Source organism: Streptomyces sp. NPDC002076 (genome assembly GCF_053593835.1).
In genome coordinates, this window is record NZ_JBSFDI010000028.1 from 23,290 (window position 1) to 49,748 (window position 26,459).

The following is a 26,459-nucleotide window of genomic DNA, read 5'->3' on the forward strand; positions in this document are numbered from 1 at the left end:
CGCCAAGATTCGACGCCGCAGCCGAAACTTTCGAGCGCCCTGTTAGGGACGAACCATGCGAACCTACGACAACCCCGTCCTCCCCGGCTTCCACCCCGACCCGAGCGTGTGCCGGGCCGGGGACGAGTACTACCTGGTGTGCTCCAGCTTCGAGTACTTCCCCGGCGTCCCGCTGTTCCACAGCCAGGACCTGGTGCACTGGCGCCAGATCGGCAACGTCCTCGACCGGCCGGGACAGCTGACGCTGCCCGACGCCACACCGGCCTCGGGCGGCATCTACGCGCCGACGATCCGCCACCACGACGGGCTCTTCCACGTCGTCACCACGAACGTCAGCGCCTCAGGCACCTTCCTCGTCACCGCCGAGCGCCCCGAGGGTCCCTGGTCGGGCCCGGTGTGGATCGACCTGCCCGGTATCGACCCCGACCTGGCCTGGGGACGAGGACGGTTCCTTGTGGTGCGCCATGGCCGGGGTCACCGTGGCCCGGATCGACCCGCGCACCGGCGAGGTGCTCGAAGGCCCGCTGCCGATGTGGTCCGGCACGGGCCTCAGGGACCCCGAGGCGCCGCATGTACCGGATCGGCGACTGGCGGTACCTGCTGCTCGCCGAGGGCGGGACCGCGCTGGGCCACGGTGTCTCGGCCGCCCGCGCCCGCTCGCCGCGCGGCCCCTGGGAACCGGCCCCCGGCAACCCGCTGCTGTCCCACCGCGGCATTGGTCTGCCGATCCAGTGCACCGGCCATGCCGACCTGGTCCAGGCGGCCGACGGCACCTGGTGGATGCTGCTGCTCGGCACCCGGCCGCGCGGCAGCTTCCCCGAGTTCCATGTGCTGGGCAGGGAGACCTTCCTGGTCCCGGTGGAGTGGTCCGACGGCCGGCCCCGGGTGGGCCCGGTGCGCGAGCGGCATCCCGCGCCCGCCGCCTGGACCACGCTCGAACTGCCGCCGGTGCGTGATGACTTCACCTCGCCGGTACTCGCGCCGTACTGGATATCCCCGCGCCGCAGGCTAGGGAGGTGCTGGTCGCTCACCGAGCGGCCCGGCCGGCTCACGCTGACCGCCGGCGGGGACAGCCTCGACCGGCCCGGCCACACCTTTGTCACCGTCGCGCGGCTGGAGAACTGGACGGGCCGGGCCGGGCTGTCCGTCCGCCTCGACGAGGACCATCACTACGACCTGGAGGCGCGTGCCGAGCACGGCCCGGAAGCGGGAACCGTGGCCGTGATCGCCCGGATCGGCCCCCTGCGGCAGCGCGTCGCGGAACTCCCGCTGCCTGCGGGCCCGGTCACCCTGGCCGTCGACATCCGCGCGACCCGCGACCCCGGACCCGGGAGCGGCCCCGACCACGTCGCCTTCTCCGTCGAAACTTCCGAGGGATCCGTCCGACTGGCCGAACTGGACGGTCGTCATCTCTCCACCCAGGTGACCACCGGATTCACCGGCTGTGTCATCGGGATGTACGTCACCGAGGGCCACGCGGCCTTCGACTGGTTCGAGTACGACCCCGCAACCTCCTGCACGACACCTTGACGCTCCCCACGCGCGTTTCTAGAGTCGCGGTCCGGAACGTTCGAGGCTCTCTTCGAATGTTTCGGAATCACCCTCTGCGAAGCAACTCCGAAACTTTTCGAAGGAGCGCAAGATGGGCGACCCTGCACTGTCCCGCCGCGGCCTTCTGGCGGCATCCGTCGCCGCCGGTCTCGGTGTGACCGCACTCAGCGGCTGCGGCGGCGACCCGGACGGAGGGTCGTCCTCGGGGACGACCACGATCGAGTGGTGGAACATTTCGACCACCGAACCCACCAAGACCGTGTGGGCCGGGGCCGGGAGCTGCTGTTCACCCTCTTCACGATGGGGCTGATGTTCCCCTTCGCGGTGGCGGCGCTGCCGCTGTTCCTGCTGCTGCGCTCGATGGGACTGCTGGACAACCCGCTGGGTGTGATCCTGCCGCAGGCCGCGTTCGGGCTGCCAATGACGATCATCATCCTGCGCGGCTTCTTCCGGCAGATCCCGGGCGAACTGGAGGAGGCGGCCACGCTCGACGGCTGCGGACCGCTCGGCTTCTTCTGGCGGGTGCTGCTGCCGATGGCCCGGCCCGCGCTCGGCACGGCCTCCGTGCTCGCCGTCGTCACCAGCTGGAACAACTTCTTCCTGCCGCTGCTGGTGTTCACCGACAACACCTGGTGGACGATCCCGATCGGCGTGCAGCAGGTCCAGGGCCAGTCCTCCGCCGACACCGCACGCGTCTTCGCCTACCTCGTCCTCGCCATGGTCCCCGCCCTCGCCTTCTACTCCGTCGCCGAACGCCAGCTCGTCGGCGGCCTCACCGCGGGCGCCACAAAAGGCTGAAAGCCCCTCCGACAGACAGGAGTCGCACCATGCCCAGCACGAGCACGCGTCTCAGGCTCGCCGGCGCCCTCGCGGCCGCCCTCATGGCCACCGGACTCGCCGCCCCGGCGGCCCGGGCCCACGAGCGGCAGCCCACCCTCGCCGACCTCGCCGAACGCCACGGCCGCTACTTCGGCAGCGCAACCGACAACCCCGAACTCACCGACAGCGCCTACACGAAGATCCTCGGCGGCGAGTTCGACATGATCACGCCCGGCAACGGCATGAAGTGGTACGCCACCGAGCCCCGGCAGGGCGTCTTCGACTGGACCAACGGCGACCAGATCGTGAACCTGGCCCGGAAGAACCACCAGAAGGTCCGCGCCCACACCCTCGTCTGGCACAGCCAGCTGCCCGACTGGCTCACGTCCAGGCAGTGGACCGCGAGCGAGCTGCGGGCCGTGCTGAAGAAGCACATCACCACCGAGGTGCGGCACTACCGGGGCAAGGTGTACTCCTGGGACGTCGTCAACGAGGCCTTCAACGAGGACGGGACCTATCGCGAGACGCTCTGGTACAAGACCCTCGGCCCCGGCTACATCGCCGACGCGCTGCGCTGGGCCCACGAGGCCGACCCGCACGCCAGGCTCTATCTGAACGACTACAACATCGAGGCGGTCGGCCCGAAGAGCGACGCCTACTACACGCTGGCCAAGGACCTCAAGGCCCAGGGCGTGCCGCTCGACGGCATCGGCTTCCAGACCCATCTGGCCCTGCAGTACGGCTATCCGAGCAGCCTGGAGGACAACCTGCGCCGCTTCTCCGCCCTGGGCCTGGACACCGCCCTCACCGAGGTCGACATCCGGATGCAGCTGCCGGCGACCGAGGAGAAGCTGGCCGAGCAGGCGAGCTGGTACGGGAGCCTGAGCAAGGCCTGTCTGGCCGTCCGCCGCTGCGTGGGCCTGACCATCTGGGACTACACCGACAAATACTCCTGGATCCCGGCCTTCTTCCCGGGCGAGGGCGCCGCCCTGCCCTGGGACGAACAGCTGAAGCCCAAGCCGGCGTACCAGGCGCTGCGGGACGCTCTCCGATAGCGCCCGGCTACGGGCCGTAGCCGACCCCGGACACACATCGGGGCCGGTGCGCACCGGATGGGTGCGGCCGGCCCCTCGGGTCGTTCGCCCGCGCTCCGCTCAGGCGGCGGTCATCACATGCTCCGCACCCAGCGGGCGGTGCGGAGCGATGATCCGGCCGTCGGGCAGCAGCTCACCGGTGTCCTCGAAGAGCAGGACGCCGTTGCACAGCAGACTCCATCCCTGCTCCGGGTGGTGCGCCACGAGACGGGCGGACTCCCGGTCGGCGGACTCGGCTGGCGGACACGGTGGCTGGTGCTGGCACATGGGTGGGATCTCTCGCTCTGTCGTGGTCATGGCCGTCCCCCGTGGTGATAAGTCGGTCGGAACCCAGTGTTGCCTTCTCGGCGTCATTCCGCAGGGATTTCGCAGCACCGCTTCTCACAGGTTCATGACGCGTCACCCGCGCGGACGGTTCAGTCCAAGTGCACTGTCACTTCGGGTGGTTCGCAGTGGCCGGATCGGGCTAGTCCCTGCAGGCCGGACCCCTGACATGAACGTACCCCGCTTCCCTTGCGGGCAAGCGGGGTACGCGGGCGGCCGGTCAGGCGGGCGAGCCCAGCACGGGCGGGCCGAGCAGCGGCAGCGGAGTCGCACGATGGGTCAGCACGGGAAGCAACTCGGTGACCCGGAAGGGGCGGTGCGCCGATATGCCGGGCGGCGCCGGCGCCAGTGGGACGAGCAGATCGGTGCCGGCCGGATGTCCCTCGGCTCCGTCGGCGGTGAGGTCGCCGTGCAGCCACAGGGTGAGCATGTACAGACCGGGCACGGAGAGCAGCCGGGCCTGGTACGGCTGTTGCAGCGCCTCCGCCTGCTGCAGGGCGCGCTCGGTGGAGGGGACGTAGGGGCCCTCGAAGAAGTGCGAGAAGGCCCAGCCGTCGGGGGTCAGCATGGTGTCCGCCGCGGCCACGGCCCGGTCGCCGCAGCGGATCAGGAAGCGCCAGCCGGCCAGCCGGGTCGCGGACAGGCCCGGTGCGGTGATGCGGTCCAGTACGTGCACGGGCAGCGGGAGTTCGGGGGTCGTCGGCCCCGGCGCGGCGCGCAGGGAGGGGGTGCGGGCCTCACGCACCGCGGTGGGGGAACCGAGGGCGGTGAGGACGGAACGCAGGGCAGGCGCGGGGGCAGGGGGCACGTGCAGCGGCATGTGGGTCGCCTCTCTCGTTCGACAGGCGCGGCGGCGCGAGGAGGGGTGGGGCGGACGGCGCTGTCTGCTCACGGGAAGGCCGGAAGGGTGGAGGCCCGGGTCGGTGAACATGGGTGCGGCTCGGCCTGCCGCCGTCTTCGGGGACGGCCTGAACACGGCAGGAACCAGGACCGAGGCGTCAACCTTCTGCCTTGTGGGCGAAGTTTATATGACGCATGTTCGGCCGTTGTTTCGTCTATCTTATTTCGGGAAGTCGCGCAAGGCGGTAATGCGCCGACGATTTGCGGGACTCCTCCCGGTTTCCGAACCGTCCCGCCGCTGCTGACCTCGTAATACGCACCGGTAACGGTCGGCCGAATGTCGTCGGCGTTTTTCACGAGGTGCCGGGGGAACCCGAGGTGCAGGCTGACGCATGCCCCGTGAATGTGCCGCGGGGAACATTCCGACAGAGTAGCGGCTGCCCGGCTCGCGCGGGGCGTTATCGATCGCTTTCCACGGGGCATCATCCCCCGTACCCGGGAGCCCGGCGGCCGGACCGTCGGCCCGCCCATCCGAGGAGGGACACTTCGATGGGGGAGAAGGTCGTGGCGGGGCAGTTCGACCTGTCCGATCGCCAGCGCTACCGCGAAAAGCTCCAGAAGTGCCTCGCGGGACTGGAGCGACTGTTGCGGGAGAAGCGATTCGATCGTCCCAAGAACCTCATGGGAGTCGAGATCGAATTGAATCTCGCCGGGCCGGACGGTATGCCGAAAATGCTGAACGGGCAGGTGCTGGAGCGCATCGCGAGCCGGGATTTCCAAACAGAACTCGCCATGTTCAATCTGGAAGTCAACATAGCCCCACACCGCTTGGGCGGACGTGTATTCGACCGGCTCGCCGAGGAACTGCGCACCTCGCTCGCCTACGCCGACCGCAAGGCGGGCGAGGTGGACGCCGGCATCGTCATGATCGGCATCCTGCCCACGCTCGACCGCGACGACCTGGTCTCCTCCAACCTCTCCGAGGTGGACCGCTACACCATGCTCAACGACCAGATCGTGGCCGCGCGCGGCGAGGACTTCCGGCTCGACATCGAGGGCGTGGAACACCTCGTGTGCACCTCGAAGTCGATCGTCCCCGAGGCCGCGTGCACCTCCGTACAGCTGCATCTGCAGGTCACCCCGGCCCGGTTCGCGGACGTGTGGAACGCGGCACAGGTGGCGTGCGCCGCGCAGATCGCCGTCGGGGCCAACTCTCCGTTCCTGTTCGGTCACGAGCTGTGGCGGGAGTCCCGGCCCCCGCTGTTCCTGCAGTCCACCGACACCCGCCCGCCGGAGCTCCAGGCCCAGGGCGTACGGCCGCGCACCTGGTTCGGCGAGCGGTGGATCAGCTCCGCCTACGACCTGTTCGAGGAGAACCTGCGCTACTTCCCGGCGCTGCTGCCCATCTGCGACGACGAGGAGCCACTGGAGGTCGTCGAGGCGGGCGGCACGCCCCGACTGGCCGAGCTGGTGCTGCACAACGGCACGATCTACCGCTGGAACCGGCCGGTGTACGGCATCGCCGACGGCGTCCCGCACCTCAGGGTGGAGAACCGGGTGCTGCCGGCCGGGCCGACCATCACCGACGTGATCGCCAACGCGGCCTTCTACTACGGCCTGGTCCGCGCCCTCGCCGAGGAGTCCCGCCCGGTGTGGACCCGGCTGTCCTTCGCCGCGGCGCAGGCCAACTTCGACGCCGCGTGCCGGTACGGCATCGACGCGCGGTTCGTGTGGCCCCGGCGGGGACGCTACGGCGGCACGGGCGAGGTCGACGCGGTCACCCTGGTCCGCGACGAGCTGCTGCCGCTGGCCTCGGCCGGGCTGGACGCCTGGGGCGTGGAGCCGGCCGACCGGGACCTCTACCTGGGCGTCATCGAGGAGCGCTGCCGGCGCCGGGTGAACGGGGCGTCCTGGCAGGCGGCCACGTTCCACCGGCTCCTGGAACAGGGCCTGACCCGCGAGGCCGCGCTGGCCGCCACGACCCGGCGCTATGCCGAGCTGATGCATGTGGGGGAGCCGGTGCACATGTGGCCGGTGGGGCTGCCGGAGGCGGTGCCTCTCGGTTGATCAGCGGCTGGACGGCGGAGCTGCCAAGGTCCTCGGCCGCTACGCGGTGCTTATCTCCTTCTGCGATCCTTGCCAGGCAGAGGTGGGCCAGGGGCCCATGAGCCGGATGGAGGCAGGGGTGCAGGTGGAGGCTGACTCGGTGGCCGGTGCCGGGGCGCGGGAGCGCGACCCGCGGCGCATCCTGCGGGACGAGACGCTGCTCGTCCTGGCGCTGTCGCTGGGCGCGAGCGGGGTCTCCGCCCTGATCAGCTTCATCGGCGCGGTCACCAAGCCGGGCGGCCTGAAGGACCAGGCGGCCACCCTCAACGCCTCGGCCGCGCCCGGCCGCCCCTGGCTCGACCTGGCCTGGCAGCTGTTCGGCATCGCCAGCGCGCTCGTCCCCGTCGCCCTGGTCGCCCATCTGCTCATCCGCGAGGGCGGCAGCCTGCGCACCCTCGGCTTCGACCGCACCCGGCCCTGGCCCGACCTGGGCCGGGGTGCCGCGATCGCGGCCGTGATCGGCAGCACCGGGATCGCTTTCTACCTGGCCGCCCGCGGCCTCGGCTTCAACCTCACGGTCGTGCCCGAGGCGCTGCCGAACGTCTGGTGGAAGTTCCCGGTGCTGATCCTGTCCGCCGTGCAGAACGCGGTCCTAGAAGAGGTCATCGTCGTCGGCTATCTGCTGCGCAGGCTGGGCCAGTTGGGCTGGACCCCCGGGACCGCGCTGGTCGCCAGCGCGGTCCTGCGCGGCTCATACCACCTCTACCAGGGCGTCGGCGGCTTCATCGGCAACATGGTCATGGGCGTGGTGTTCGTGTACCTGTACCGCCGCTGGGGACGGGTCGGTCCGCTGGTCGTCGCCCACTCCCTGCTCGACATCGGCGCGTTCGTCGGCTACGCCCTGCTCGCGGGCAAGGTGGGCTGGCTGCCGACGGCCTGAGCACCGGGGTCACGCGTGCAGTTCGCCCTCGATCACCGTGACCGCGCGGCCGGTGAGCAGGGTGCGCTCGCCGCGCAGGCCGGTGCGCACCAGCCCGGTGCGGCGGGAGGCCTGCAGCCCGGTGAGGTCCTCGCGGCCCAGGCGCGCGGACCAGTGGGGGGCGAGCGCAGTGTGGGCGCTGCCGGTGACCGGGTCCTCGTCGATGCCGACGTTCGGGAAGAAGCAGCGGGAGACGAAGTCGTAGCCCAGGGACGGGTCGTCGGCGCGGGCCGTGGCGATGATGCCGCGCGCGGAGTAGGCGCCGAGGGACTTGTGGTCCGGCGCGAGGCCGAGGACCGTCTTCTCGTCGGCCAGCTCCAGCAGCAGGTCGCCGACGTTCGGGCCGGTGTCGAAGGCGGCGAGCGGCTGTGCGCCGAGGGCCTCGGCGACCCCGGCCGGGATCTCGGCCGGGGTGAGCGGGGCCGTCGGGAAGTCGAGGGTGATGGAGCCGTCCCCGGCGGGCGTGGCGATGAGCACGCCGCTGCGGGTGGCGAACCGCACCGGGCCCTCGTGGGCGCCGGTGGTGTGCAGGACGTGGGCGGTGGCGAGCGTGGCGTGCCCGCACATGGCGACCTCGGCGACGGGCGTGAACCAGCGCAGCGCCCAGTCCGCCTCGCCGCCCTCGGGCAGCCGGTGGGCGAATGCCGTCTCGGCGTGGTTGACCTCCGTGGCGACGTTCTGGAGCCAGTCGTCGTCCGGGAAGACGTCGTCCAGGAGCAGGACTCCGGCCGGGTTGCCGGCGAAGGGGCGGTCGGTGAAGGCGTCCACGATTCGAATGCGCATGACGCCGACGCTAAGGGCGCGACGGCCGCCCGACCAAGGCCAATTCACGAACCCTGGCACGTTTTGCGCACGGTCGTGGCCCGCGGCCTTGTCCAGGGGGCGAGTTGGGTGACTCCGAACGAGACCTCCAGCACGAGGAACGGCCACAGCACCCCGGGTCCGCCGTGCGCCAGCGCATACGCCTGCCACAGGGCGAAGAGGGCGCGGGCGATGCCGTCGAGGAGGCCGTGCAGGGGGAGGGGCCGCACCACGCGCAGGACGGACCAGACCACGACGACCGAGCCCATCAGGTTGGCGTACAGGGTCTGCATAGGGGTGAGCGCGGGCATGGTGCCGAGGCCGGCCGCGTCGCCTCCGGCCGACAGCAGGCGGTGCAGCAGGGCGTACGTCCACGGCGTGGCGAAACCGGCCGTGACGATCAGGTCGTACCAGCCGCTCGCGCGGACAAGGCGCAGATAGGCAGGGGAGGCAGGGGTCATCGGGGACTCCTCGGGAAGGTTCGCTCGGGCGCCGCCCACGCTAAACAGCGGAGTACGCTCCAAGGTCAAGTCGACCAGGCGGCGGGGGAAGCATGCGTATCGGAGAACTGGCCGCGCGCACCGGGCTGTCGAAGGACACCCTGCGCTTCTACGAGCGGATCGGCGTGCTCGACGGCGACCGGCTGCCCAACGGCTACCGGGACTTCCCGCCGGAGACCGTGATCTGGCTGCGCTACGTCCGCACCGCTCAGGCGCTCGGCTTCACCCTGGCCGAGATCGCCCGGCACGGGGAGGAGCTGCGGGACGCCCCCGACAGCGCCGAGGCCCTGTCCGCCCTCTTCGAGGACAAGATCCGGATCATCGACGTGCGCATGGCCGAACTGACCGCACTGCGCGCGGACCTCACCTCACGTGGCGGCACCGGCTGCCCGCTGCGGGCGGAGGGCCGGGGCGACCGAGGTTCGCGGGACACCTCAGCCTGGTCGGCATGGAGCAGTTCGACGATGCCCAGCGGTGGAATGGTCGGCTGAGCATCCACCCTTCGGGCGCCGCGTTCTCCTGGTGTCCTGTCTCAAGAAGTTGGTCGTCCGCCCTTGCGCTGACCTGCGTGGACTGGATCGGGTGAGACGCGAGGACTTGATTCGTCGAGACAGACCCCGGGGGTCAGGGCCGAACGGGCTGAGTGCCGTCTCGTCTCAGGTCAGGCTGCCGCTGTACTGCTCGGGCCTTCACTTTCTGGCGCCGGCGACGCCCAAGCCGTCCATGTAGTCGCGGACTCGCGTGATCAGTCCGTTGCGGACGTGGAGTATCAGGAGGCCGGGGACGGTGAACGTGGTGGCCTTGGCCGGCAGCGTTCCCACCACGACATGCTCGGCGACGATCACTTCGGGATCGGCGGTCTCGTAGGCGGCGACCCTCCTGACCTCCTCCACCTGGACGGGGCTGGCGCCCCAGGCTGCCCGGTATCCGGCGCGCACGGCCTCACGACCCTCGAAGTATGGAGGGAATCCGGGTGAGGCGAACGGGAACTCGTGCACCGCGTCGATGGCATAGAGATCAGCGAGATCGTCTGGGGACTTGTCGAGCATGGCTTGGTAGTAGCAGGTCAGCACCTCGTGAGGGGTGCGAGCAGCAGGTGTATCCAGATGCGACACGGTGGCCATTTCCATTCGCTCAACACTTGTTGACCCAATCACCGTAGGGTCGGCCGGAAGTTCGGTCAACGGCTGTAGAGTGAATTGGTGTCCACTTCTCGCCAGTCCCGAGCCGACCGACGCCGAGCGACCGAGGTGCGCATCCTCGACAGCGCCCGGGAGCTGTTCGCCGAGAAGGGATTCGAGCGCACCACCATTCGCGCCGTGGCGGCCGCGGCGAGCGTCGATCCGGCTCTGGTCATGCAGTACTTCGGCTCGAAGCGGGAGCTGTTCAGCCAAGCTGTGCAGGCGCTGCCCGCCCCGCTGACGGCCACTGATGCCGACGAGCTCGTCGATCAGTTGCTGGCCTCGCTCGGCCTCAAGCTCGGTGGTCTTCCCGAGGGCACGCTGGCGATGATGCGGTCGATGCTCACCGACCAGGCGGCAGCCGATCACGTTCGTGCCGCTCTCGGCCGGCAGATCGACAGCGTCGGTGCCGCCCTGCCCGCTGCCGAGGATCCCGAACTGCGTGCCGCACTGGTTGTCACCGCGTTGCTGGGCGTGACCATCGGCCACCAACTCCTCGGCCTGGCCGCGCTTCGCGAGGCCCCTGCGGATCACATCGCCGCGTTGCTCCGCCCCGCCATCAAGGCCCTGACAGGACCGCCGGGGTGAACCCAATGCCCCGTCGCTCGGAATGTGAGCAGGCTGTACTCAGGCTCAGCAGCGGTAGTAGGGGTGGAAGGGGCTCCACCGTGTTTCGGCATCGGTTTCATCGGGCCGGCGTGGTGGCGGGATGGCTCCTTGCGACCACCGGAACGTGCGTACCGGAGCAACATCCTCGACCCGTCACACAGTCCCGCAGCGGACGCCGACGACGCCCGTGTACCGCGTCCACGTACGACAACTCGACGCACGGCCCCGCCTGATCCACCCCAGCCGGTACAGCCATCCAGCACCCCCAGCGCTTTCAGCGGCGCGACAGGTTCGCTGAGACAGAAGCCCGAACGACTCGGTTCGTTGAGAAAACGACTCGATTGAGTGAGACAGGACACCTGGCTGCATCCAGAGGCCTTGTCATGCGATCGGTTCCGATATATCGTTGAGGTATCGCGAACGATACGCGATGCATACGTGACAGATCATCGATCGAACGGAGTGATCGCGATGCGTACTCACGGATACGAGCACGGACATCGGCACGAGGGCCCCGGCCAGCGGGGCATGGGTGGATTCGACCGGCGTCGGGCCGCCTTCGGGCCCTTCGGTCCGGGCGGCCCGGGGTTCGGCCCCGGCGGCCCCGGTTTCGGGGCAGGCCCCTGGGGACCCCGAGGGCGCGGTGGCCCTAGGGGTCGGGCGCGGCGCGGTGATGTGCGGGCCTCGATCCTGGCCCTGCTCAAGGACCGTCCCATGCACGGCTACGAGATGATCCAGGAGATCGCCGAACGCAGCGGCGGCGCGTGGAAGCCCAGCCCCGGCTCGGTCTACCCCACGCTCCAGCTGCTGGAGGACGAGGGCCTGATCGCCAGCGAGAGCGAGGGCGGCAAGAAGCTGTTCGCGCTCACCGAGGACGGGCGTGCCGCCGCCGACGAGGGTCCGGACGCCCCCTGGGAGGAGGCCTCCCGCGGGGTCGACTGGGAGGCCCTCAGTGAGATCCGTCAGGCCGGCTTCGGTCTGATGGAGGCCTTCAGTCAGGTCTGGAAGACCGGCAGCAAGGAACAGCGCGAAAAGGCGCTGGCCGTCATCAACGACGCCCGCAAGAAGCTGTACCTGATCCTCGCCGACGAGCACTGAGGCTCGTACGTCGGACCGGGCGCCCCGTGCGACACCGCGCGGGGCGCCTTCGCGCGCCCGGACTCAGGCGACCAGGCCGGCCAGCTTGCGCAGCGACTCGTTCAGCGCGGCCGTCGCCGAGTCCTTCAGCTTGCCCGCCATCAGCGACACCGCCGCGCCGGTGAACTCGCCGTCGATCCGCACGGACGTGGCGTCGCCGTCGGGCGTGAGGGTGTAGCGGGTGGCGACCGTCACCGCCATCGGGCCCTTGCCCCGGATGGCGAACACCCGGGCCGGCTCCAGCTCCTCGATGGTCCAGTCGACCTCGGCCGGGAAGCCCATCAGCTTCATGTTCTCCTGGAAGGTCCCGCCCACGGCCAGGCTCTGCGGGCCCCCGTCGGGGAAGCTGGTGTGGGTGGCGTTCCACTCCCCGTACGACGACCAGTCGGTGAGCTGGGCCCACACCTCCTCGGCCGGTGCCTGGATGCGTGCCTCCGCGCTGACTTCGGCCATGGGACCACCCCTTCGGATCGGGCGTAGCGGGCTAAGGTGTCGCGGAACGTAGCCGCAGGGGCGTGAACATTCAATACTGATGAACCGTCAGGAATTCCGAGTGCCGGCTCCGTGAGTGATTCTCCTCCGTAAGGATGAGATCCCGAACGCCCAGGTCCACTCTGTGTGGGACGCGAAGATGGTTCCGCTCGTGGATGACCCGGCCCGTTGAGGCTGATGGGGTAGGGGTTGTGCAACCCCGTACAGCCCACTGGACCGCCCATGACGAGGCGGCGCACCCGGACGACGATGCCGTGCTCGGCGCCGAGCTGGCAGCGGTGATCGCCGGTGCGCGCCGGAGGGCCGTCCGGGACGGGGACCGCCAGACCGACACCGCCCATCTGCTGCACTCCCTCCTGGAGCACGATCCCGAGGTGCGCGCCGCGGTCGGCGGCCCGCAGCAACTCGCCCGGCTGCTCGGCTACCTGGTACAGCGCAGCATCGGCTACGGGCTGCGCTGGCAGGGCAGCGTCGAGGACTCCGGCGCGCTCGCCGTCGTACCCGCCGCGGTCGTGCCCCGCGCCCGCGAGCCGAGGGACGCCGCCGGCTGGTCGCCCACGGCTGCCGCCGCCCTCGCCGACGCCCGCGAGCGGGCCCGGCTGCGCGGCGAGCCCCGCGTCACCGGCCTCGACCTCCTTGCCGCGCTCACCGCGGAACCGGGCGCGCGGGCCGTCGAGGTCCTCGGACGCGCCGGCATCCGCGAGCTGAACACTCCGGTCGGACCCGGCCCGGACGAGTACGCCGGCGACAGCGGCCCGACCCACTGACACCGGCGGACGTCCAGCCCCTGAGACAGGTGTCAACGGGGATGACGCTCATGTCGTCGCCTGTCATCATGTGCCCGTGCGTACGTCAGAGAGCAGTCAGGGCAGCCGCGGCAAGGGTGCCGGGCTCGGTCTCGCGCTCGCCTCGGCACTGGCCTTCGGCGGGTCGGGAGTGGCCGCCAAGCCGCTGATCGAGGCGGGCCTCGACCCGCTCCACGTGGTCTGGCTGCGCGTGGCCGGCGCCGCCGTCGTCACGCTGCCCGTCGCCGTACGGCACCGCGCGCTGCTGCGCCGCCGGCCCGCGCTGCTCGCCGGGTTCGGACTGCTCGCCGTGGCCGGCGTCCAGGCCTGCTACTTCGCCGCGTTGTCCCGTATTCCGGTGGGCGTGGCGCTGCTCGTCGAGTACCTGGCCCCCGCGCTGGTGCTCGGCTGGGTCCGGTTCGTGCAGCGGCGGCCCGTGACGCGCGCCGCCGCGCTCGGCGTGGTCCTCGCGGCCGGCGGTCTCGCCTGTGTGGTGGAGGTCTGGTCGGGGCTGAGCTTCGACGCGCTGGGCCTGCTGCTCGCGCTCGGCGCCGCCTGCTGCCAGGTCGGCTACTTCGTCCTGGCCGACCACGGCGGCGAGGCGGGCGACGAGGCGCCCGACCCGCTCGGCGTCATCGCCTACGGCCTGCTCGTCGGGGCCCTCGTGCTGACGGTCGTCGCCCGCCCGTGGAGCATGCGCTGGTCGGTGCTGACCGGCTCCGCCGACATGAACGGCACCGCCGTACCGGCCCTCGCGCTGCTGGGCTGGATCGTGCTGATCGCCACCGTCGTCGCGTACGTCACGGGCGTGCTGTCCGTGCGCCGGCTGTCCCCGCAGGTCGCCGGTGTCGTCGCCTGTCTGGAGGCGGTCATCGCCACCGTGCTGGCCTGGGTGCTGCTCGGCGAACACCTGTCGGCGCCCCAGGTGGCCGGTGGCGTGGTCGTCCTGGTCGGAGCGTTCATCGCCCAGTCCTCGACCCCCGCGAAGGGCTCCGCCGAGCCGGTGGCCGCGGGCGGGGCCGAAAGGGAGCTGACGGCCCGCGGTACGGCTGCCTGAGGTGCTGATCAGGCCGTCGAAGGCAGTCGTCCTGCCGCCCCCGGCCGCCTGAGGCGCGTCTGAGGGACCACCGGCCCCGCGCAGGTGCGCGCAGGACCGGACGGTGCTCGCCCGCAGACGACGTCCGCGCGCCCCGCCGAAGCGGGCCGGTCGCGCTCGGCGCGGGCACCGTCCTCCTCGCGCTGGGCGCCCTGCTCCTGCTCGGCGCGGGCGCGGGCCTCGCGGTGGGAGAGGCCCGCGCGGCGGTCGGGCGGCGGTTCCGGTGCGGCGCCTTGTCCGTGCCCTACAGGGCCTTCAGGTAGGCCGGCAGTTCGACGCCCGGTGTCAGGTCGGCGTTGGGGACCGGCGCGGCGTAGCCCTTCTGCAGCGGGACGACGCCGGCCCAGTGCGGCAGGGCGAGGTCCTCCGGATCGTCGTTCGCGCCGCCGGTGCGGACCTTGGCCGAGACCTCGTCCAGGTCCAGCCGGATCACCGCGGTGGCGGCCAGTTCCTTCTTGTTCGCGGGCCGGGAGTCGGCGGCGCGGCCCGGCACGACGTGGTCCACCAGCGCGTCCAGGGCCAGCCGCCGCTCCTCGGGGTCGGTGACCTGGTGCGCGACGCCGTGCACCACCACGGAGCGGTAGTTGATGGAGTGGTGGAACGCGGACCGGGCCAGCACCAGCCCGTCCACGTGGGTCACCGTCAGGCACACCGGCAGCCCCGGGTCGGTCTCGCCGGTCATCCGCAGCGGGCGGGAACCGGTGGATCCGTGCACGTACAGCCGCTCGCCGACCCGGCCGTACAGGGTCGGCAGCACCACCGGGGCACCGTCGCGGACGAAGCCGAGGTGGCAGACGTACCCCTCGTCGAGTATCGCGTGCACCAGCTCCCTGTCGTACGACGCCCGGTCCGCGGAGCGCGTGGGCACGGTGCGCTCGGTCGGGGTGTAGGCGGCGGCCCGGGCTTCCTCGGTCGTCCCCTGCATGACGGTTCCTCCATGGGCGAGCAACGGCGATCTGGCGATCTTGCGGTTGATATTGCACTAGTGCATAATGTCCTTTGTGCTAGGAGAGTATCCCATCGACGGGCGTGGCGCAGCCGAGATCGCGGCCAGCGTCGAGCGCGCGGTCGGCACCGGTGAGCTACGGCCCGGTCAACCGCTGCCTCCCATGCGGGAGTTGGCGACCCGGCTCCGGGTGAACCCCAACACCGTGGCGGCCGCCTACCGCATCCTGCGCGAGCGGGGGGTGATCGAGACGGCCGGCCGCCGGGGCAGCCGGGTCCGGCCCAAGCCGGCCACCACCGGCCGCGAGGAACTGCGGGTGGAGGTCCCCGCCGGGGGCCGCGACCTGGCGGCCGGCAACCCCGACCCGGCCCTGCTGCCCCATCTCGCCCCGGCCCTCGCCGCGGCGGCACAGGAGGGCGACCGGCGGCCCGTCCTCTACGGCGACGACCCGATGGACCCGGAACTCGTCCGGACGGCCCGCGCCGAACTCGACGCCGACGGCGTCCCGGACGGCCCGCTGACCGTGACCTCCGGCTCCCTCGACGCCATCGAGCGCGTCCTCGCCGCGCACCTCAGAGCGGGCGACGCGGTCGCCGTCGAGGACCCCGGCTGGGGCAGTGTCCTCGACCTGGTCCCGGCGCTGGGCCTGCGCGCCGTCCCGGTCGGCATGGACGACGACGGGCCGCGCCCCGAAGACCTGCGCCGGGCCCTGGAGTCCGGGGCCCGCGCGCTGATCGTCACCGACCGCGCGCAGAACCCGACCGGTGCCTCGGTGACCGCCCCACGCGCGCGTGCCCTGCGCGCGGTGCTGCGCGAGCACCCGGGAACCCTGCTGATCGAGGACGACCACGGCCACGGCATCGTCGACCTCCCGCTGCATCCGCTCGCGGGCGTCACCCACCACTGGGCCGTCGTCCGCTCCGCCTCCAAGGCCTACGGCCCCGACCTGCGGGTGGCCGTCGTCGCCGGCGACCCGGTCACCGTCGACCGGGTACGCGGCCGCCAGCGCCTCGGCCCGGGCTGGGTGAGCCTGCTGCTACAGCGGGCCGTGGCCCGCCTGTGGTCCGAGGGCGCGGTGGACCGGCCGGCGGTGGCGAAGGCATACGCCGCCCGGCGGGACGCGCTGGTCGACGCGCTGGCGGAACGCGGAGTCGCCGCCCACGGCCGCAGCGGCATGAACGTGTGGGTACCGGTCCCCGACGAGACCGGCGCGGTGGCCCGACTGCTGCAGGCGGGCTGGGCGGTGGCACCGGGGGCTCGCTTCCGCCTGAACAGCGGCCCGGCGATCCGCATCACGATCTCGACCCTCACCGAGGAGGACATCAGCCTCCTGGCAGACGCGGTGGCAGCAGCGGTACGACCGTCAGCGGCGCGCGTCTATGGCTGAGGCGGAGCCGCACATCGATACAGCCCCGCACCCCTCCCCATCAGGCGCTCTTGCGCCGCACCTGAGTGAGCGCGGCCCCCGCAAGAACGATCAACGCTCCCACCGGGGTGGTCCACCGCAGCGACTCCCCGAGAATCGCCACACCGGCCGCCGTGGCGATGACCGGGATGAAGTACGTGACCATCTGCGCGGTCGTCGGGCCGACCTCGGCGACCAGGCCGTACTGGATCAGCACCGCCAGCCCCGTGCCCAGGGCGCCCAGCGCGGCGATCGCGAGCAGCGGCACCGGCGAGACATGCGTGGGAAACCCGGCGAACAGCGGGGTGACGACCGCCAGCTGAAGCGTCGCGAGCAGCAACTGCGCCCCCGTCATGGACAGATGGGAGTTGCCCGTCCCCGCGAGCGTCCGCCGCACGTAGATCCAGCCCACCGGGTAGCTCAGCGAGGCCAGCAGGGCCATGGCCGTACCCGTGGCGTCGAGCCCATGGAAGCCCTGCCACGCGCCCAGGACCGTCAGCACCCCGAGGAATCCCAGCCCGAGCCCGGCCACGCGAACCCGGGTCGGCCGGTCCTCGGAGAGGGCGACCAGCGACAGGGCCATGCCCCACAGGGGCGATGTGGCGTTGCAGATGCCGGCCAGCGTGGACGGGATCGTCAGCTCGGAATAGGCGAAGAGCGAGAACGGGAGCGCGTTCAGGAAGAACGCGGCGACCGCCATATGCCCCCACAGCCGGGCGCCGCGCGGCAGCTTCTCCCGCTTGACGGCCATCGCCGCCGCCAGCACCGCCGTACCGAACACCAGACGCCCGAGGGTGACCTGGAAGGGTGCGTAGCCCTCCGTGCCCACCTTGATCAACAGGAAGCTGAAGCCCCAGATCAGGGACAGCGCGCCGAAGCGGAGTCGCCAGTCGAGGCGGGCGCGGGGCCGGGCGGGGGCGAGGGACTGGGTCGTGGGTGCGGTGGCCGTACTCATGGCCTCAAGGATGCTGGAGGCAACCTCGTAGCACAATCGACATTTCCCACCTGGTACCTCTTAGAATCCCTTACATGTTGAACCTGGAGCGCCTGCGCACCCTGGACGCCCTCGCCCGGCACGGCTCGGTGAGCGCGGCCGCGGACGCGCTGCACGTCACCACATCCGCCGTCTCCCAGCAGCTGGGCAAGCTGGAGCGCGAGATCGGCCAGCAGCTGCTCGCCAAGAACGGCCGGGGGGTGCGGCTCACCGACGCCGGCCGGCTGCTCTCGGAGCATGCGGCGCGCATCCTGTCGCAGGTCGAGCTCGCCGAGTCCGACCTGGAGGCGCATCGCGGGCAGGTCGTCGGCGAGCTGAGGCTGTCCGCGTTCCCGACCGCCGCTCGCGGGCTCTTCCCGGTCGCGCTCGGCGCGCTGCGGGCCCGGCATCCCGGGCTGCGCGTGCGCTCCAGCGAGCTGGAGCCGGAGCAGGGCATCGCGGCCGTCGTGCGGGGCGATCTCGATCTCGCGGTGGTCCTGGACTGGTACAACAAGCCGATGCCCGTGCCCGACGGCCTGGTCAAGGCACCCCTGCTGGACGACCCGGCCGAGGTCGCCATGCCGGCCGGGCACCGGCTCGCCGGCCGGGACGAGGTGGACCTCACTCAGTTCGCCGAGGACGAGTGGATCACCTGGGGCGAGGGCGAGTTCTGCCACGAGTGGCTGATGTTCACCCTGCGGTCCAAGGGCGTCGAGCCGATCGTCGGCCACCGCGCGGGCGAGACCCACACCCAGCTCGGTCTGGTCGCCGCCGGACTGGGTGTGTGCATCGCGCCGCTGCTGGGCCGGCATCCCGTCCCGGAGGGCGTGGTCCTCGTGCCACTCAAGCAGCGGGTGCGCCGGCACGTGTACGTGGTCTGGCGAGCGGACGCCGACCGCCGCCCCTCGATCCGGGCGGCGGTGGAGGCCCTGCGCGCGGCCGCACAGAAGGTCGGCTGAGCCCTACGGCGACCCCAGCTTGCGGAAGTCCCAGGAGACGATCTTCTCCGGGGTCAGCCGGGCCCAGGCGTGGCGGCCGTCGTGCGGCATCTCGTCCAGCCCGAAGTTCTTCCGTGCGAACAGCGTCTCGGGCGTGTCGAGTTCGGCGCACAGCTCTCCGGTGCGCGGCACCTCTCCCACGAACTCCACCCGGCCGGACAGCTCGACCCCGCGCAACTGGTCGTACTCCTCGCCCGAGTCGACCACGACGGCCACCCGCGGATCGCGGCGCAGCTGGGCCCAGCGCCTGCTGCGCACCACCGAGTACAGCCACAGCGAGGTGCCGTCCCAGGCGAACCAGAGCGCGCTCACATGCGGCGCGCCGTCCGCCGAGACGGTCGCGACCCGGCAGGTGCGCTGACTGGTGAGGAACTCGTCCAGCTCGCCGGGCGTCATCATGATCTTCCGGCCCCGGCGCTGCTCAGTGACGGTCATGCGGCCCCCTCTTCTCCCACGTCGTGCCAGAGAACTATGGTGTCCTGGTGATCCTCTGACATCACGTCAGAAAAGAGAACAGGCCGGTTTCAACGGGATCGTCTCAAGGGGGCGCGCCATGCCGTCGTACGAACAGCTCGGCGAACTCCTCGACCCCGTGAGCACCGTCCTGCTCACCGTGGAGTGCCAGCAGGGGGTCGTCGGCCCGGACAGCGCCCTGCCCGAACTCGCCCGCGAGGCCCGCTCCTCCGGCGCACTGCGCAATGTGGCCCGGCTGGTCGCCGCCGCCCACGAGACCGGTGTCCAGGTGGTCCACGCGATCGCCGAGCGCCGCCCGGACGGCCGGGGCGCGAGCCGCAACGCCCGGCTGTTCCGGGCCGCCGAGCGGCTTCCCGTGCAGCAGCTGAGCGGCACTACGGCGGTGCGGGTCGCGCCCCCGATCGAGGTCACCGAGGAGGACTTCGTCGTACGACGGCTGCACGGCCTGTCCCCGATCCACGGCACCGACGTCGACGCCCTGCTGCGCAACCTCGGCTGCCGCACACTGATCGTCACCGGTGTCTCCGCCAATGTGGCGATACCCAACGCGGTGTTCGACGCGGTCAACCTGGGCTACACCGCCGTCGTCCCGGCCGACGCCGTCGCGGGGGTGCCCGCCGAGTACACCTCCGCGATGATCCGGCACACCCTCGCGCTGGTCGCCACGGTCTCGACCACCGACGAGGTGCTCGGCTGTCTGAAACGGCCGCGCCCGCGCGGTTGAGCCGGCTCAGGCCAGCTTGATCTCGTCGCCGGAGACGGTGATCTTCGCCGCGGGCAGCGGCTGGGTGGCGGGGCCCTGCTTCACACTTCCGTCCTCGGCGGAGAAGTGGCTGTTGTGGCACGGACAGACGATCACGCCGTTCGCCACACTGCCGACCGCGCACCCCTGATGGGTGCACTTGGACGAGAACGCCTTGAACGTGCCCGCCGCCGGCTGTGTGACCACCACGCCCTGGTCCTTGAAGACCTTCCCGCCACCCTCGGGGATGTCGGAGGTCTTGGCGAGCGCGGCGCCCCCGGTGGAGCCGCCGCTGTTCTGCGACGCTCCCGTGGAGCCGGTCGTGCCGGAGGAACCGGACCCGGTGTTGACCGTGTCGGACGAGCTGTTGTCGCCGGAACCGCAGGCGGTCAGCGCGGCGGCGAGCCCCGCCGCTCCGGCCGCCGCCACCACCGTGCGGCGGGCCGGTCCGGCGAGGGGCTGGGACGAGGCGCTGGTCATGTGGGATTCCCTTCCGCGGAGCTTCTCGTGATCCGTCCAGGGGTACGGCGCCCGGGCGCCGCCCGTTCAGACGGGCAGCCAGATCCTTGCCGTCCGGGTATGAGGCGGCCGTAGGCGCCCGCTGTGGGCCTGCTGTCGGCCGCCACCAGTAACCTGGGGCGATGCTCAAGGAAGTCACCGCGACCCGTTACGTCACGCCACTGCGTGAGGGAGGCTCGCTGCCGGGGCTCGTCGAGGCCGACGACTTCGGGACCTACGTCCTGAAGTTCACCGGCGCCGGACAGGGCCGCAAGACACTGGTCGCCGAGGTGGTGTGCGGCGAACTCGCCCGCCGCCTCGGATTCCGGATGCCCCGCCTGGTCACCGTCCAGCTGGACCCGGTCCTGGGCCTCGGCGAACCCGAACAGCAGGTGCAGGACCTGCTCAGGTCCAGCGGCGGCAGCAACCTCGGCATGGACTTCCTCTCCGGCGCCCTCGGCTACGACCCGCTCGCCTTCCCGGTGAGCCCCGAGGAAGCGGGCCGGATCGTCTGGTTCGACGCGCTGATCAACAACGTGGACCGGTCCTGGCGCAATCCGAACCTCCTGGTGCACCGCGGCGAGCTGTGGCTCATCGACCACGGCGCGACCATGATCTGGCACCACAACTGGCCCTCCGCCGAGGCCTCCGCGGCCCGCCCCTACGACGCCGCCGACCACGCCCTCGCCCGCTTCGCCCCGGACGTCGCCGCCGCCGCGGCCGCCCTGGCGCCCCGGGTCACCGAGGACCTGCTCGCCGAGGTCACCGCCGAGATCCCGGACGCCTGGCTCACCGACGAGCCCGGCTTCGACACCCCGGACGACCTGCGCCGGGCCTACGCCGGCCCGCTGCTCGCGCGGGCGGCCGTCATCGCCGAACGCATCACCGGCATCGAGGGGACCAAGTGAGCGAGACCCACATCCACATGGCCGGCCATGTCACCGAGCGGCACATCACCCGGGCGGGCCAGGGCGGCGACCGGGACGTGTTCGAGTACGCGCTGCTCAGGGTCGTACCGCGCGTGGAGCGCGGCGAGTGCATCAACGCGGGCGTCGTCGTCTACAGCCGCGCGCGAGGCTACGTCGGCGCCCGTACCCATCTGGACGAGGCCCGGCTGCTCGCCCTGGACCCGGAGGCGGACCTGGCCGGGATCCGGGCGGCGCTCGGTGCGATCGAGCGCCACTGCGCGGGCGGGGAGGAGGCCGGGCAGGCCGCCGGGGACGACGCGGGCCGCCGCTTCCGCTGGCTGATCGCGCCCCGCTCGACCATCGTCCAGCCCGGTCCCGTGCACACCGGCCTGACCACCGACCCGGCCGCCGAGACGGAGCGGTTGCTGGACCTCTTGGTGAGGTAATGGATCACACGCGCCCGGTGTGCCGTTGACACCGGGTGCCAGGGCTTCTAGCGTCACGTGTACTGAAGGTACTAAGCGGTCGCTCACCGCACGAGGGGCTCGGTTCCGAGGGCCCCGACAGGTTCTCTCAAGGGCGAGGAGAAGCAGCAATGTCCACCACTGAACAGCGGGTCGCGGTAGTCACCGGCGCGGCGCGCGGCATCGGCGCCGCCACCGCCGTACGACTGGCCGCCGAGGGGCGCGCGGTCGCCGTGATCGACCTCGACGAGGCCGCCTGCAAGGACACCGTCGAGAAGATCACCGCGGCCGGCGGCAAGGCGATCGCGGTCGGCGCCGACGTGTCCGACGAGGCGCAGGTCGAGGCGGCCGTCGCCCGGATCGTCGAGGAGCTGGGCGCCCCCACGATCCTGGTCAACAACGCGGGCGTGCTGCGCGACAACCTGCTGTTCAAGATGAGCGTCTCCGACTGGGACACCGTCATGAACGTCCATCTGCGCGGCTCCTTCCTCATGACCAAGGCCGTCCAGAAGCACATGGTCGACGCGGGCTTCGGCCGGATCGTCAACCTCTCCTCCTCCTCGGCGCTCGGCAACCGCGGCCAGGTCAACTACTCCGCCGCCAAGGCCGGCCTCCAGGGCTTCACCAAGACCCTCGCCATCGAGCTGGGCAAGTTCGGCATCACCGCCAACGCAGTCGCCCCCGGCTTCATCGCCACCGAGATGACCAAGGCCACCGCCGACCGCGTCGGCATGGGCTTCGACGACTTCAAGAAGGCCGCCGCCACCCAGATCCCGGTGCAGCGCGTCGGCGAGCCCGAGGACATCGCCAACGCCATCGCCTTCTTCACCGGCGAGGCGGCCGGCTTCGTCTCCGGCCAGGTGCTGTACGTCGCCGGCGGACCGCTCAACTAAGGGAATCGGGTACATGACTTCCGCTGAACTCCCCGAGCTCTCGGGCAAGGTCGCCCTCGTCACGGGCGCCAGCCGCGGCATCGGCTACGGCGTCGCCGAGGCGCTCGTCGCCCGTGGCGACCGCGTGTGCATCACCGGCCGCAACGAGGACGCGCTGAAGGAGGCCGTCGACAAGCTCGGCTCCGACCGGGTCATCGGCGTCGCCGGCAAGGCGCACGACCTGGCCCACCAGGCCGAGGCCGTCGAGCGCACCATGGAGGCCTTCGGCCGCCTGGACTTCCTGGTCAACAACGCGGGCACCAACCCCGTCTTCGGTCCGATCGCCGACCTCGACCTGGACGTGGCCCGCAAGGTCTTCGAGACCAACGTGATCTCCGCGCTCGGCTTCGCCCAGAAGACCTGGCACGCCTGGCAGAAGGACAACGGCGGCGCGATCGTCAACATAGCCTCGGTCGCGGGCCTCGCGCCCTCGCCGTTCATCGGCGCCTACGGCGTCAGCAAGGCCGCGATGATCAATCTGACCCAGCAGCTGGCGCACGAGTTCGCGCCCAGGGTGCGGATCAACGCGATCGCCCCGGCCGTGGTCAAGACCAGGTTCGCGCAGGCGCTGTACGAGAACCGCGAGGAGGAGGCGGCCGCCGCCTACCCCCTCGGCCGGCTCGGCGTGCCCTCCGACATCGGCGGGGCCGCCGCCTTCCTCACCTCCGAGCAGTCCGACTGGATCACCGGTCAGACGCTCGTCGTGGACGGCGGCATCTTCCTGAACGCCGGCGTGGGCTGAGCCAACTTCCGGGCGCCGATTTTCGGACGGATCGGCGCCCGGAACACCGTATGGAATCCGCACAGCGGACTGACAACGTCGTCATCGCGAAATCGATCAAGAAGCCTCGTTTCAGGGGAGGTTCAGGGCGTCGAACGCTGCGGTATGGTCTGCCGACCCTTGGTATGGCAGATCGAGGAGCGTGCGCGTGTTCAACCGGAACCGATTCCTGCGGAGAGTCGCGGCGATCGCGTCCATATCCCTGGTGGCCGGCTGCAGCCTGCTGTCCGACAACAACAACGGCAAGGGCCCCATCGTCGTCGGTACCACCAGCGCCCCCAGCACGCTGGACCCCGCCGGCGCCTGGGACGGCTCCTGGGAGCTGTACCGCAACATCTTCCAGACGCTGATGGCCTTCCCCAGCGGTGCCGCCGCTCCCCAGCCCGACGCCGCCGAGAGCTGCTCCTTCACCGACACGTCGAGCCGCACCTACCGCTGCACGCTGCGCGCGGGCATGAAGTTCGCCGACGGCGACCCGCTGAACGCCCAGGCCGTCAAGCACTCCATCGACCGCATCCGTACGATCGACGCCCCCGGCGGCCCCGCGGGTCTGCTCGGCAGCCTGGACCGGGTGCAGGCGCTCGGCGACCGCGAGATCGTCTTCCACCTCAACCAGCCCGACGCCACCTTCCCGTTCGTGCTGGCCACGCCCGCCATGTCCATCGTCGACCCGGACGACTACCCCGCGCGCTCCCTGCGCAAGGACGACAACGTCTACGGCTCCGGGCCGTACAAGGTCCAGTCCTATTCGGAGGGCAAGCAGGTCGTCCTCGTCGCCAACGGCAATTACCAGGGCTTCGCCAAGCGGCAGAACGACGCGGTGACCATCCGCTACTTCCAGGACTCGGCCCAGATGGTCAAGGCGCTGCGGGACAAGCAGATCGACGTCACCTACCGCGGCCTCGCCGCCGACGACATCCTCGCCCTCCAACAGCACAGCGACAGCAACCTCCAGCTGGTCGACGGCTCCGGCATCGACATCAGCTACCTGGTGTTCAACCCCAAGGACCCCTGGGCCAAGCAGCCCGCCGTGCGCAAGGCCGTCGCCCAGATCGTCGACCGGGGTGCCATCGCGCACAAGGTCTACAAGGACACCGTCGACCCGCTGTACTCGATGGTCCCGAGGGGCCTGACCGGACACACCACCGGCTTCTTCGACAACTACGGCGACCCGAGCGTCCCCAAGGCCCGCAAGATCCTCTCCGACGCGGGCATCCACCAGCCCGTGCCGCTCACCCTCTGGTACACCACCGACCGCTACGGCTCCGAGACCGCGCTGATGTTCCAGGAGCTGAAGCGGCAGCTGGAGGCCTCCGGGCTGTTCACGATCACGCTCAAGAGCCGCCCCTGGAAGACCTATGTGGTCGGCTACCAGAAGGGCGAGTACCCGGTGTTCGGCCGCGGCTGGTTCCCCGACTTCCCCGACGCGGACAACTTCATCGCCCCGTTCGTCGGCGAGCACAACGCGCTCGGTACGCCCTACCCGGCCAAGGAGATCACCGACAAGCTGCTGCCCCACTCGCGTGCCGAGAGCGACCGCGCCCAGACGGTCAAGGACATGGAGCAGGCCCAGCAGATCTTCGTCGACGACGCGCGGCTGATCCCGCTGTGGCAGGGCCGGCAGTTCATCGCCGCCAGCGAGGACATCTCCGGCGGCGAGCAGGCCCTCGACCCGTCGACGATCATGATGATGTGGGCGCTGCACCGCAAGACCAGCTGGTGAGCCCGGTGAACGGCCCTTGCGGCAGCGATTGTCAGTGGTCACCTGTAGGTTCTGAATCCTGCAAGTGACCGCACGACGTAGTCGATCGACCATGAGGACGTTGACGTGACCGACATCGCCATGCTGCCCGAGTCCTGGCGCGGGGTTCTGGGCGACGAGCTGCAGCAGCCCTACTTCAAGGAGCTGACCGAGTTCGTCGAGGAGGAGCGGGCGAAGGGTCCCGTCTACCCGCCGCGCGAGGAGGTCTTCGCCGCGCTCGACGCGACGCCGTACGAGCAGGTCAAGGTCCTCGTGCTGGGCCAGGACCCGTACCACGGCGAGGGCCAGGGCCACGGCCTGTGCTTCTCGGTTCGCCCCGGCGTGAAGACCCCGCCCTCCCTGCGCAACATCTACAAGGAGATGAAGGAGGAGCTGGGCCTGCCGATCCCGGACAACGGCTATCTGATGCCGTGGGCCCGGCAGGGCGTGCTGCTGCTCAACGCGGTCCTCACGGTCCGGGCCGGCGAGGCCAACTCGCACAAGGGCAAGGGCTGGGAGAAGTTCACCGACGCGGTGATCCGCGCGGTGGCCTCCCGCCCCGACCCGGCGGTCTTCGTCCTGTGGGGCAACTACGCGCAGAAGAAGCTGCCGTTGATCGACGAAAAGCGGCATGTGGTGGTCAAGGGCGCGCATCCCTCGCCGCTGTCCGCGAAGAAGTTCTTCGGCTCCCGCCCCTTCACCCAGATCAACGAGGCGATCGCCGCGCAGGGCCATGAGCCGATCGACTGGCGCATCCCGGCTCTGGGCTGAGGACAGGGGGCGCCTCGAAGCCGACCACCGGCCCGAGCCACATCGGCGCCGCCTGCCGAGGAATCCAGACGGCGCCGTTTAGCGTCAGGACCACACAACGGTCGACAGCCCGGAGGGCCCCCGTGGCGGAGCAACAGGAGCAGGCGGCACCGGATGCCCTGCTGACGCGGATCGGGCAGGTCGTGATGCTGCACCACGGCGGCGACCGCGAGGAGGCCCGCAGCCGCTTTCTGAACCTGTGGGCGGAGATCGGCGAGGACGGCGACCCACTGCACCGCTGCACCCTGGCCCACTACCTCGCGGACACCCAGGACGACCCGGAGGACGAACTCGCCTGGGATCTCAGGGCCTTGTCGGCGGCGGAGGACCGGGGTGCCCCGCCGAGCGTGCGGGGGTTGGTCCCCTCGCTCCATCTCGATCTTGCCGCCGACTATGTGAAGCTGGGCCGGGACGAGGCGGCCCGCAGCCATTTGCGACGGGCGCGCGATGCCGCGGACGTCCTGCCCGACGACGGGTACGGCGATGGGGTATGGGCCGCGATCGGGCGGCTGGAGTCGCGGCTGGGTGACTGA

27 protein-coding genes and 3 pseudogenes are annotated in these 26,459 nt (G+C 71.0%); 20 read left to right on the forward strand and 10 right to left on the reverse strand.

Going from position 1 to position 26,459, the window contains the following annotated elements:
- Positions 1–55: 55 nt before the first annotated feature.
- The 3 genes and pseudogenes from ACWCQS_RS39315 to ACWCQS_RS39325 all read left to right on the forward strand — a co-directional run bounded on the left by ACWCQS_RS39315 (position 56) and on the right by ACWCQS_RS39325 (position 3,425).
- Positions 56–1,530 (forward strand): annotated as a pseudogene (locus ACWCQS_RS39315) (glycoside hydrolase family 43 protein).
- 288 nt (positions 1,531–1,818) lie between these two features.
- Positions 1,819–2,349, forward strand: a pseudogene (locus ACWCQS_RS39320) (carbohydrate ABC transporter permease); the annotation flags it as partial.
- Between the two features lie 29 nt (positions 2,350–2,378).
- A complete protein-coding gene (locus tag ACWCQS_RS39325) occupies positions 2,379–3,425 on the forward strand; it encodes an endo-1,4-beta-xylanase (RefSeq protein WP_451008937.1) in 1,047 nt (348 codons plus the stop codon).
- 99 nt (positions 3,426–3,524) lie between these two features.
- Here the strand turns inward: ACWCQS_RS39325 and ACWCQS_RS39330 are convergent, their stop codons facing one another.
- Together ACWCQS_RS39330 and ACWCQS_RS39335 are read right to left on the reverse strand one after the other, a co-directional pair.
- Complete coding sequence (locus tag ACWCQS_RS39330) at positions 3,525–3,731, reverse strand: DUF5999 family protein (RefSeq protein ID WP_067045924.1); 207 nt, start codon at positions 3,729–3,731, stop codon at positions 3,525–3,527.
- 277 nt (positions 3,732–4,008) lie between these two features.
- Complete coding sequence (locus ACWCQS_RS39335; RefSeq protein WP_451008938.1) at positions 4,009–4,608, reverse strand: hypothetical protein; 600 nt, start codon at positions 4,606–4,608, stop codon at positions 4,009–4,011.
- Between the two features lie 569 nt (positions 4,609–5,177).
- Here ACWCQS_RS39335 and ACWCQS_RS39340 point away from each other — a divergent pair.
- Together ACWCQS_RS39340 and ACWCQS_RS39345 are read left to right on the forward strand one after the other, a co-directional pair.
- Positions 5,178–6,695 carry a glutamate--cysteine ligase gene (locus ACWCQS_RS39340; protein ID WP_451008939.1) on the forward strand — a complete coding sequence of 506 codons (1,518 nt, stop codon included), beginning with the start codon at positions 5,178–5,180 and terminating at the stop codon, positions 6,693–6,695.
- A 106-nt stretch (positions 6,696–6,801) separates the two neighbouring features.
- Positions 6,802–7,614 (forward strand): CPBP family intramembrane glutamic endopeptidase, encoded by an 813-nt coding sequence (locus ACWCQS_RS39345; protein WP_451009015.1) that lies wholly within the window; start codon positions 6,802–6,804, stop codon positions 7,612–7,614.
- A gap of 9 nt (positions 7,615–7,623) precedes the next feature.
- Here the strand turns inward: ACWCQS_RS39345 and ACWCQS_RS39350 are convergent, their stop codons facing one another.
- Together ACWCQS_RS39350 and ACWCQS_RS39355 are read right to left on the reverse strand one after the other, a co-directional pair.
- A complete protein-coding gene (locus ACWCQS_RS39350) occupies positions 7,624–8,436 on the reverse strand; it encodes a PhzF family phenazine biosynthesis protein (protein WP_451008940.1) in 813 nt (270 codons plus the stop codon).
- Between the two features lie 44 nt (positions 8,437–8,480).
- On the reverse strand, positions 8,481–8,915 hold the full coding sequence (locus ACWCQS_RS39355; RefSeq protein ID WP_451008941.1) for a hypothetical protein: 435 nt from the start codon (positions 8,913–8,915) through the stop codon (positions 8,481–8,483).
- Between the two features lie 92 nt (positions 8,916–9,007).
- On the opposite strand from ACWCQS_RS39355, the pseudogene ACWCQS_RS39360 reads away from it, so the two are divergent.
- A pseudogene (locus ACWCQS_RS39360) lies at positions 9,008–9,361 on the forward strand (MerR family transcriptional regulator); the annotation flags it as partial.
- Between the two features lie 282 nt (positions 9,362–9,643).
- Here ACWCQS_RS39360 and ACWCQS_RS39365 read toward each other — a convergent pair.
- Positions 9,644–10,138: a nuclear transport factor 2 family protein gene (locus ACWCQS_RS39365; protein ID WP_451008942.1), complete on the reverse strand. Its 495-nt coding sequence runs from the start codon at positions 10,136–10,138 to the stop codon at positions 9,644–9,646.
- 18 nt (positions 10,139–10,156) lie between these two features.
- On the opposite strand from ACWCQS_RS39365, the gene ACWCQS_RS39370 reads away from it, so the two are divergent.
- Both ACWCQS_RS39370 and ACWCQS_RS39375 read left to right on the forward strand, forming a co-directional pair.
- Complete coding sequence (locus ACWCQS_RS39370; RefSeq protein WP_451008943.1) at positions 10,157–10,723, forward strand: TetR/AcrR family transcriptional regulator; 567 nt, start codon at positions 10,157–10,159, stop codon at positions 10,721–10,723.
- A gap of 492 nt (positions 10,724–11,215) precedes the next feature.
- Complete coding sequence (locus tag ACWCQS_RS39375) at positions 11,216–11,842, forward strand: PadR family transcriptional regulator (RefSeq protein ID WP_451008944.1); 627 nt, start codon at positions 11,216–11,218, stop codon at positions 11,840–11,842.
- A gap of 63 nt (positions 11,843–11,905) precedes the next feature.
- Here the strand turns inward: ACWCQS_RS39375 and ACWCQS_RS39380 are convergent, their stop codons facing one another.
- A complete protein-coding gene (locus ACWCQS_RS39380) occupies positions 11,906–12,334 on the reverse strand; it encodes a type II toxin-antitoxin system Rv0910 family toxin (protein ID WP_451008945.1) in 429 nt (142 codons plus the stop codon).
- Between the two features lie 230 nt (positions 12,335–12,564).
- Between ACWCQS_RS39380 and ACWCQS_RS39385 the strand changes: the two genes are divergently transcribed.
- Together ACWCQS_RS39385 and ACWCQS_RS39390 are read left to right on the forward strand one after the other, a co-directional pair.
- Positions 12,565–13,140, forward strand: coding sequence for a Clp protease N-terminal domain-containing protein (locus ACWCQS_RS39385; protein ID WP_451008946.1), 576 nt, complete (start codon positions 12,565–12,567; stop codon positions 13,138–13,140).
- 70 nt (positions 13,141–13,210) lie between these two features.
- Positions 13,211–14,215 carry an EamA family transporter gene (locus ACWCQS_RS39390; protein WP_451008947.1) on the forward strand — a complete coding sequence of 335 codons (1,005 nt, stop codon included), beginning with the start codon at positions 13,211–13,213 and terminating at the stop codon, positions 14,213–14,215.
- Between the two features lie 283 nt (positions 14,216–14,498).
- On the opposite strand, the gene ACWCQS_RS39395 is transcribed toward ACWCQS_RS39390, so the two are convergent.
- Positions 14,499–15,179 carry a pyridoxamine 5'-phosphate oxidase family protein gene (locus tag ACWCQS_RS39395; RefSeq protein ID WP_451008948.1) on the reverse strand — a complete coding sequence of 227 codons (681 nt, stop codon included), beginning with the start codon at positions 15,177–15,179 and terminating at the stop codon, positions 14,499–14,501.
- A gap of 76 nt (positions 15,180–15,255) precedes the next feature.
- Between ACWCQS_RS39395 and ACWCQS_RS39400 the strand changes: the two genes are divergently transcribed.
- Complete coding sequence (locus ACWCQS_RS39400; RefSeq protein ID WP_451008949.1) at positions 15,256–16,587, forward strand: aminotransferase class I/II-fold pyridoxal phosphate-dependent enzyme; 1,332 nt, start codon at positions 15,256–15,258, stop codon at positions 16,585–16,587.
- Between the two features lie 40 nt (positions 16,588–16,627).
- Here ACWCQS_RS39400 and ACWCQS_RS39405 read toward each other — a convergent pair whose 3' ends face one another.
- Positions 16,628–17,560, reverse strand: a complete 933-nt coding sequence (locus tag ACWCQS_RS39405) for a DMT family transporter (RefSeq protein ID WP_451008950.1) — start codon at positions 17,558–17,560, stop codon at positions 16,628–16,630.
- 74 nt (positions 17,561–17,634) lie between these two features.
- Here ACWCQS_RS39405 and ACWCQS_RS39410 point away from each other — a divergent pair, with 74 nt between their 5' ends.
- On the forward strand, positions 17,635–18,537 hold the full coding sequence (locus tag ACWCQS_RS39410) for a LysR family transcriptional regulator (protein ID WP_451008951.1): 903 nt from the start codon (positions 17,635–17,637) through the stop codon (positions 18,535–18,537).
- Positions 18,538–18,540: 3 nt separating this feature from the next.
- Here the strand turns inward: ACWCQS_RS39410 and ACWCQS_RS39415 are convergent, their stop codons facing one another.
- On the reverse strand, positions 18,541–19,011 hold the full coding sequence (locus ACWCQS_RS39415; RefSeq protein WP_450985495.1) for a pyridoxamine 5'-phosphate oxidase family protein: 471 nt from the start codon (positions 19,009–19,011) through the stop codon (positions 18,541–18,543).
- A 118-nt stretch (positions 19,012–19,129) separates the two neighbouring features.
- Here ACWCQS_RS39415 and ACWCQS_RS39420 point away from each other — a divergent pair, with 118 nt between their 5' ends.
- Positions 19,130–19,774: a cysteine hydrolase gene (locus ACWCQS_RS39420; RefSeq protein WP_451008952.1), complete on the forward strand. Its 645-nt coding sequence runs from the start codon at positions 19,130–19,132 to the stop codon at positions 19,772–19,774.
- A gap of 6 nt (positions 19,775–19,780) precedes the next feature.
- Here ACWCQS_RS39420 and ACWCQS_RS39425 read toward each other — a convergent pair whose 3' ends face one another.
- A complete protein-coding gene (locus ACWCQS_RS39425) occupies positions 19,781–20,272 on the reverse strand; it encodes a Rieske (2Fe-2S) protein (protein WP_451008953.1) in 492 nt (163 codons plus the stop codon).
- Positions 20,273–20,433: 161 nt separating this feature from the next.
- Here ACWCQS_RS39425 and ACWCQS_RS39430 point away from each other — a divergent pair, with 161 nt between their 5' ends.
- The 7 genes from ACWCQS_RS39430 to ACWCQS_RS39460 all read left to right on the forward strand — a co-directional run bounded on the left by ACWCQS_RS39430 (position 20,434) and on the right by ACWCQS_RS39460 (position 26,459).
- Positions 20,434–21,198, forward strand: coding sequence for a HipA family kinase (locus ACWCQS_RS39430; protein WP_451008954.1), 765 nt, complete (start codon positions 20,434–20,436; stop codon positions 21,196–21,198).
- On the forward strand, positions 21,195–21,644 hold the full coding sequence (locus ACWCQS_RS39435) for a DUF3037 domain-containing protein (RefSeq protein WP_451008955.1): 450 nt from the start codon (positions 21,195–21,197) through the stop codon (positions 21,642–21,644). The genes ACWCQS_RS39430 and ACWCQS_RS39435 overlap by 4 nt, the downstream gene beginning before the upstream one ends.
- 149 nt (positions 21,645–21,793) lie before the next feature.
- Positions 21,794–22,555 (forward strand): 3-oxoacyl-ACP reductase FabG, encoded by a 762-nt coding sequence (gene fabG / locus ACWCQS_RS39440; protein ID WP_399178871.1) that lies wholly within the window; start codon positions 21,794–21,796, stop codon positions 22,553–22,555.
- Between the two features lie 13 nt (positions 22,556–22,568).
- Positions 22,569–23,336 carry an SDR family oxidoreductase gene (locus ACWCQS_RS39445; RefSeq protein ID WP_451008956.1) on the forward strand — a complete coding sequence of 256 codons (768 nt, stop codon included), beginning with the start codon at positions 22,569–22,571 and terminating at the stop codon, positions 23,334–23,336.
- Positions 23,337–23,523: 187 nt separating this feature from the next.
- Complete coding sequence (locus ACWCQS_RS39450; RefSeq protein ID WP_451008957.1) at positions 23,524–25,098, forward strand: ABC transporter substrate-binding protein; 1,575 nt, start codon at positions 23,524–23,526, stop codon at positions 25,096–25,098.
- 105 nt (positions 25,099–25,203) lie between these two features.
- The gene (locus tag ACWCQS_RS39455; RefSeq protein ID WP_451008958.1) at positions 25,204–25,887 is read left to right on the forward strand and encodes a uracil-DNA glycosylase; all 684 of its coding nucleotides are present in this window, start codon (positions 25,204–25,206) and stop codon (positions 25,885–25,887) included.
- A gap of 122 nt (positions 25,888–26,009) precedes the next feature.
- Complete coding sequence (locus ACWCQS_RS39460) at positions 26,010–26,459, forward strand: hypothetical protein (protein WP_451008959.1); 450 nt, start codon at positions 26,010–26,012, stop codon at positions 26,457–26,459.

Coding starts and splice junctions, on each gene's coding strand:
- ACWCQS_RS39330 (WP_067045924.1), bottom strand. CDS start 3,731: ATGTGCCAGCACCAGCCACCGTGTCCGCCAGCCGAGTCCGCCGACCGG.
- ACWCQS_RS39415 (WP_450985495.1), bottom strand. CDS start 19,011: ATGACCGTCACTGAGCAGCGCCGGGGCCGGAAGATCATGATGACGCCC.
- ACWCQS_RS39410 (WP_451008951.1), top strand. CDS start 17,635: ATGTTGAACCTGGAGCGCCTGCGCACCCTGGACGCCCTCGCCCGGCAC.
- ACWCQS_RS39375 (WP_451008944.1), top strand. CDS start 11,216: ATGCGTACTCACGGATACGAGCACGGACATCGGCACGAGGGCCCCGGC.
- ACWCQS_RS39350 (WP_451008940.1), bottom strand. CDS start 8,436: ATGCGCATTCGAATCGTGGACGCCTTCACCGACCGCCCCTTCGCCGGC.
- ACWCQS_RS39425 (WP_451008953.1), bottom strand. CDS start 20,272: ATGACCAGCGCCTCGTCCCAGCCCCTCGCCGGACCGGCCCGCCGCACG.
- ACWCQS_RS39325 (WP_451008937.1), top strand. CDS start 2,379: ATGCCCAGCACGAGCACGCGTCTCAGGCTCGCCGGCGCCCTCGCGGCC.
- ACWCQS_RS39335 (WP_451008938.1), bottom strand. CDS start 4,608: ATGCCGCTGCACGTGCCCCCTGCCCCCGCGCCTGCCCTGCGTTCCGTC.
- ACWCQS_RS39405 (WP_451008950.1), bottom strand. CDS start 17,560: ATGAGTACGGCCACCGCACCCACGACCCAGTCCCTCGCCCCCGCCCGG.
- fabG (WP_399178871.1), top strand. CDS start 21,794: ATGTCCACCACTGAACAGCGGGTCGCGGTAGTCACCGGCGCGGCGCGC.
- ACWCQS_RS39345 (WP_451009015.1), top strand. CDS start 6,802: ATGGAGGCAGGGGTGCAGGTGGAGGCTGACTCGGTGGCCGGTGCCGGG.
- ACWCQS_RS39420 (WP_451008952.1), top strand. CDS start 19,130: ATGCCGTCGTACGAACAGCTCGGCGAACTCCTCGACCCCGTGAGCACC.
- ACWCQS_RS39355 (WP_451008941.1), bottom strand. CDS start 8,915: ATGACCCCTGCCTCCCCTGCCTATCTGCGCCTTGTCCGCGCGAGCGGC.
- ACWCQS_RS39380 (WP_451008945.1), bottom strand. CDS start 12,334: ATGGCCGAAGTCAGCGCGGAGGCACGCATCCAGGCACCGGCCGAGGAG.
- ACWCQS_RS39445 (WP_451008956.1), top strand. CDS start 22,569: ATGACTTCCGCTGAACTCCCCGAGCTCTCGGGCAAGGTCGCCCTCGTC.
- ACWCQS_RS39430 (WP_451008954.1), top strand. CDS start 20,434: ATGCTCAAGGAAGTCACCGCGACCCGTTACGTCACGCCACTGCGTGAG.
- ACWCQS_RS39340 (WP_451008939.1), top strand. CDS start 5,178: ATGGGGGAGAAGGTCGTGGCGGGGCAGTTCGACCTGTCCGATCGCCAG.
- ACWCQS_RS39395 (WP_451008948.1), bottom strand. CDS start 15,179: ATGCAGGGGACGACCGAGGAAGCCCGGGCCGCCGCCTACACCCCGACC.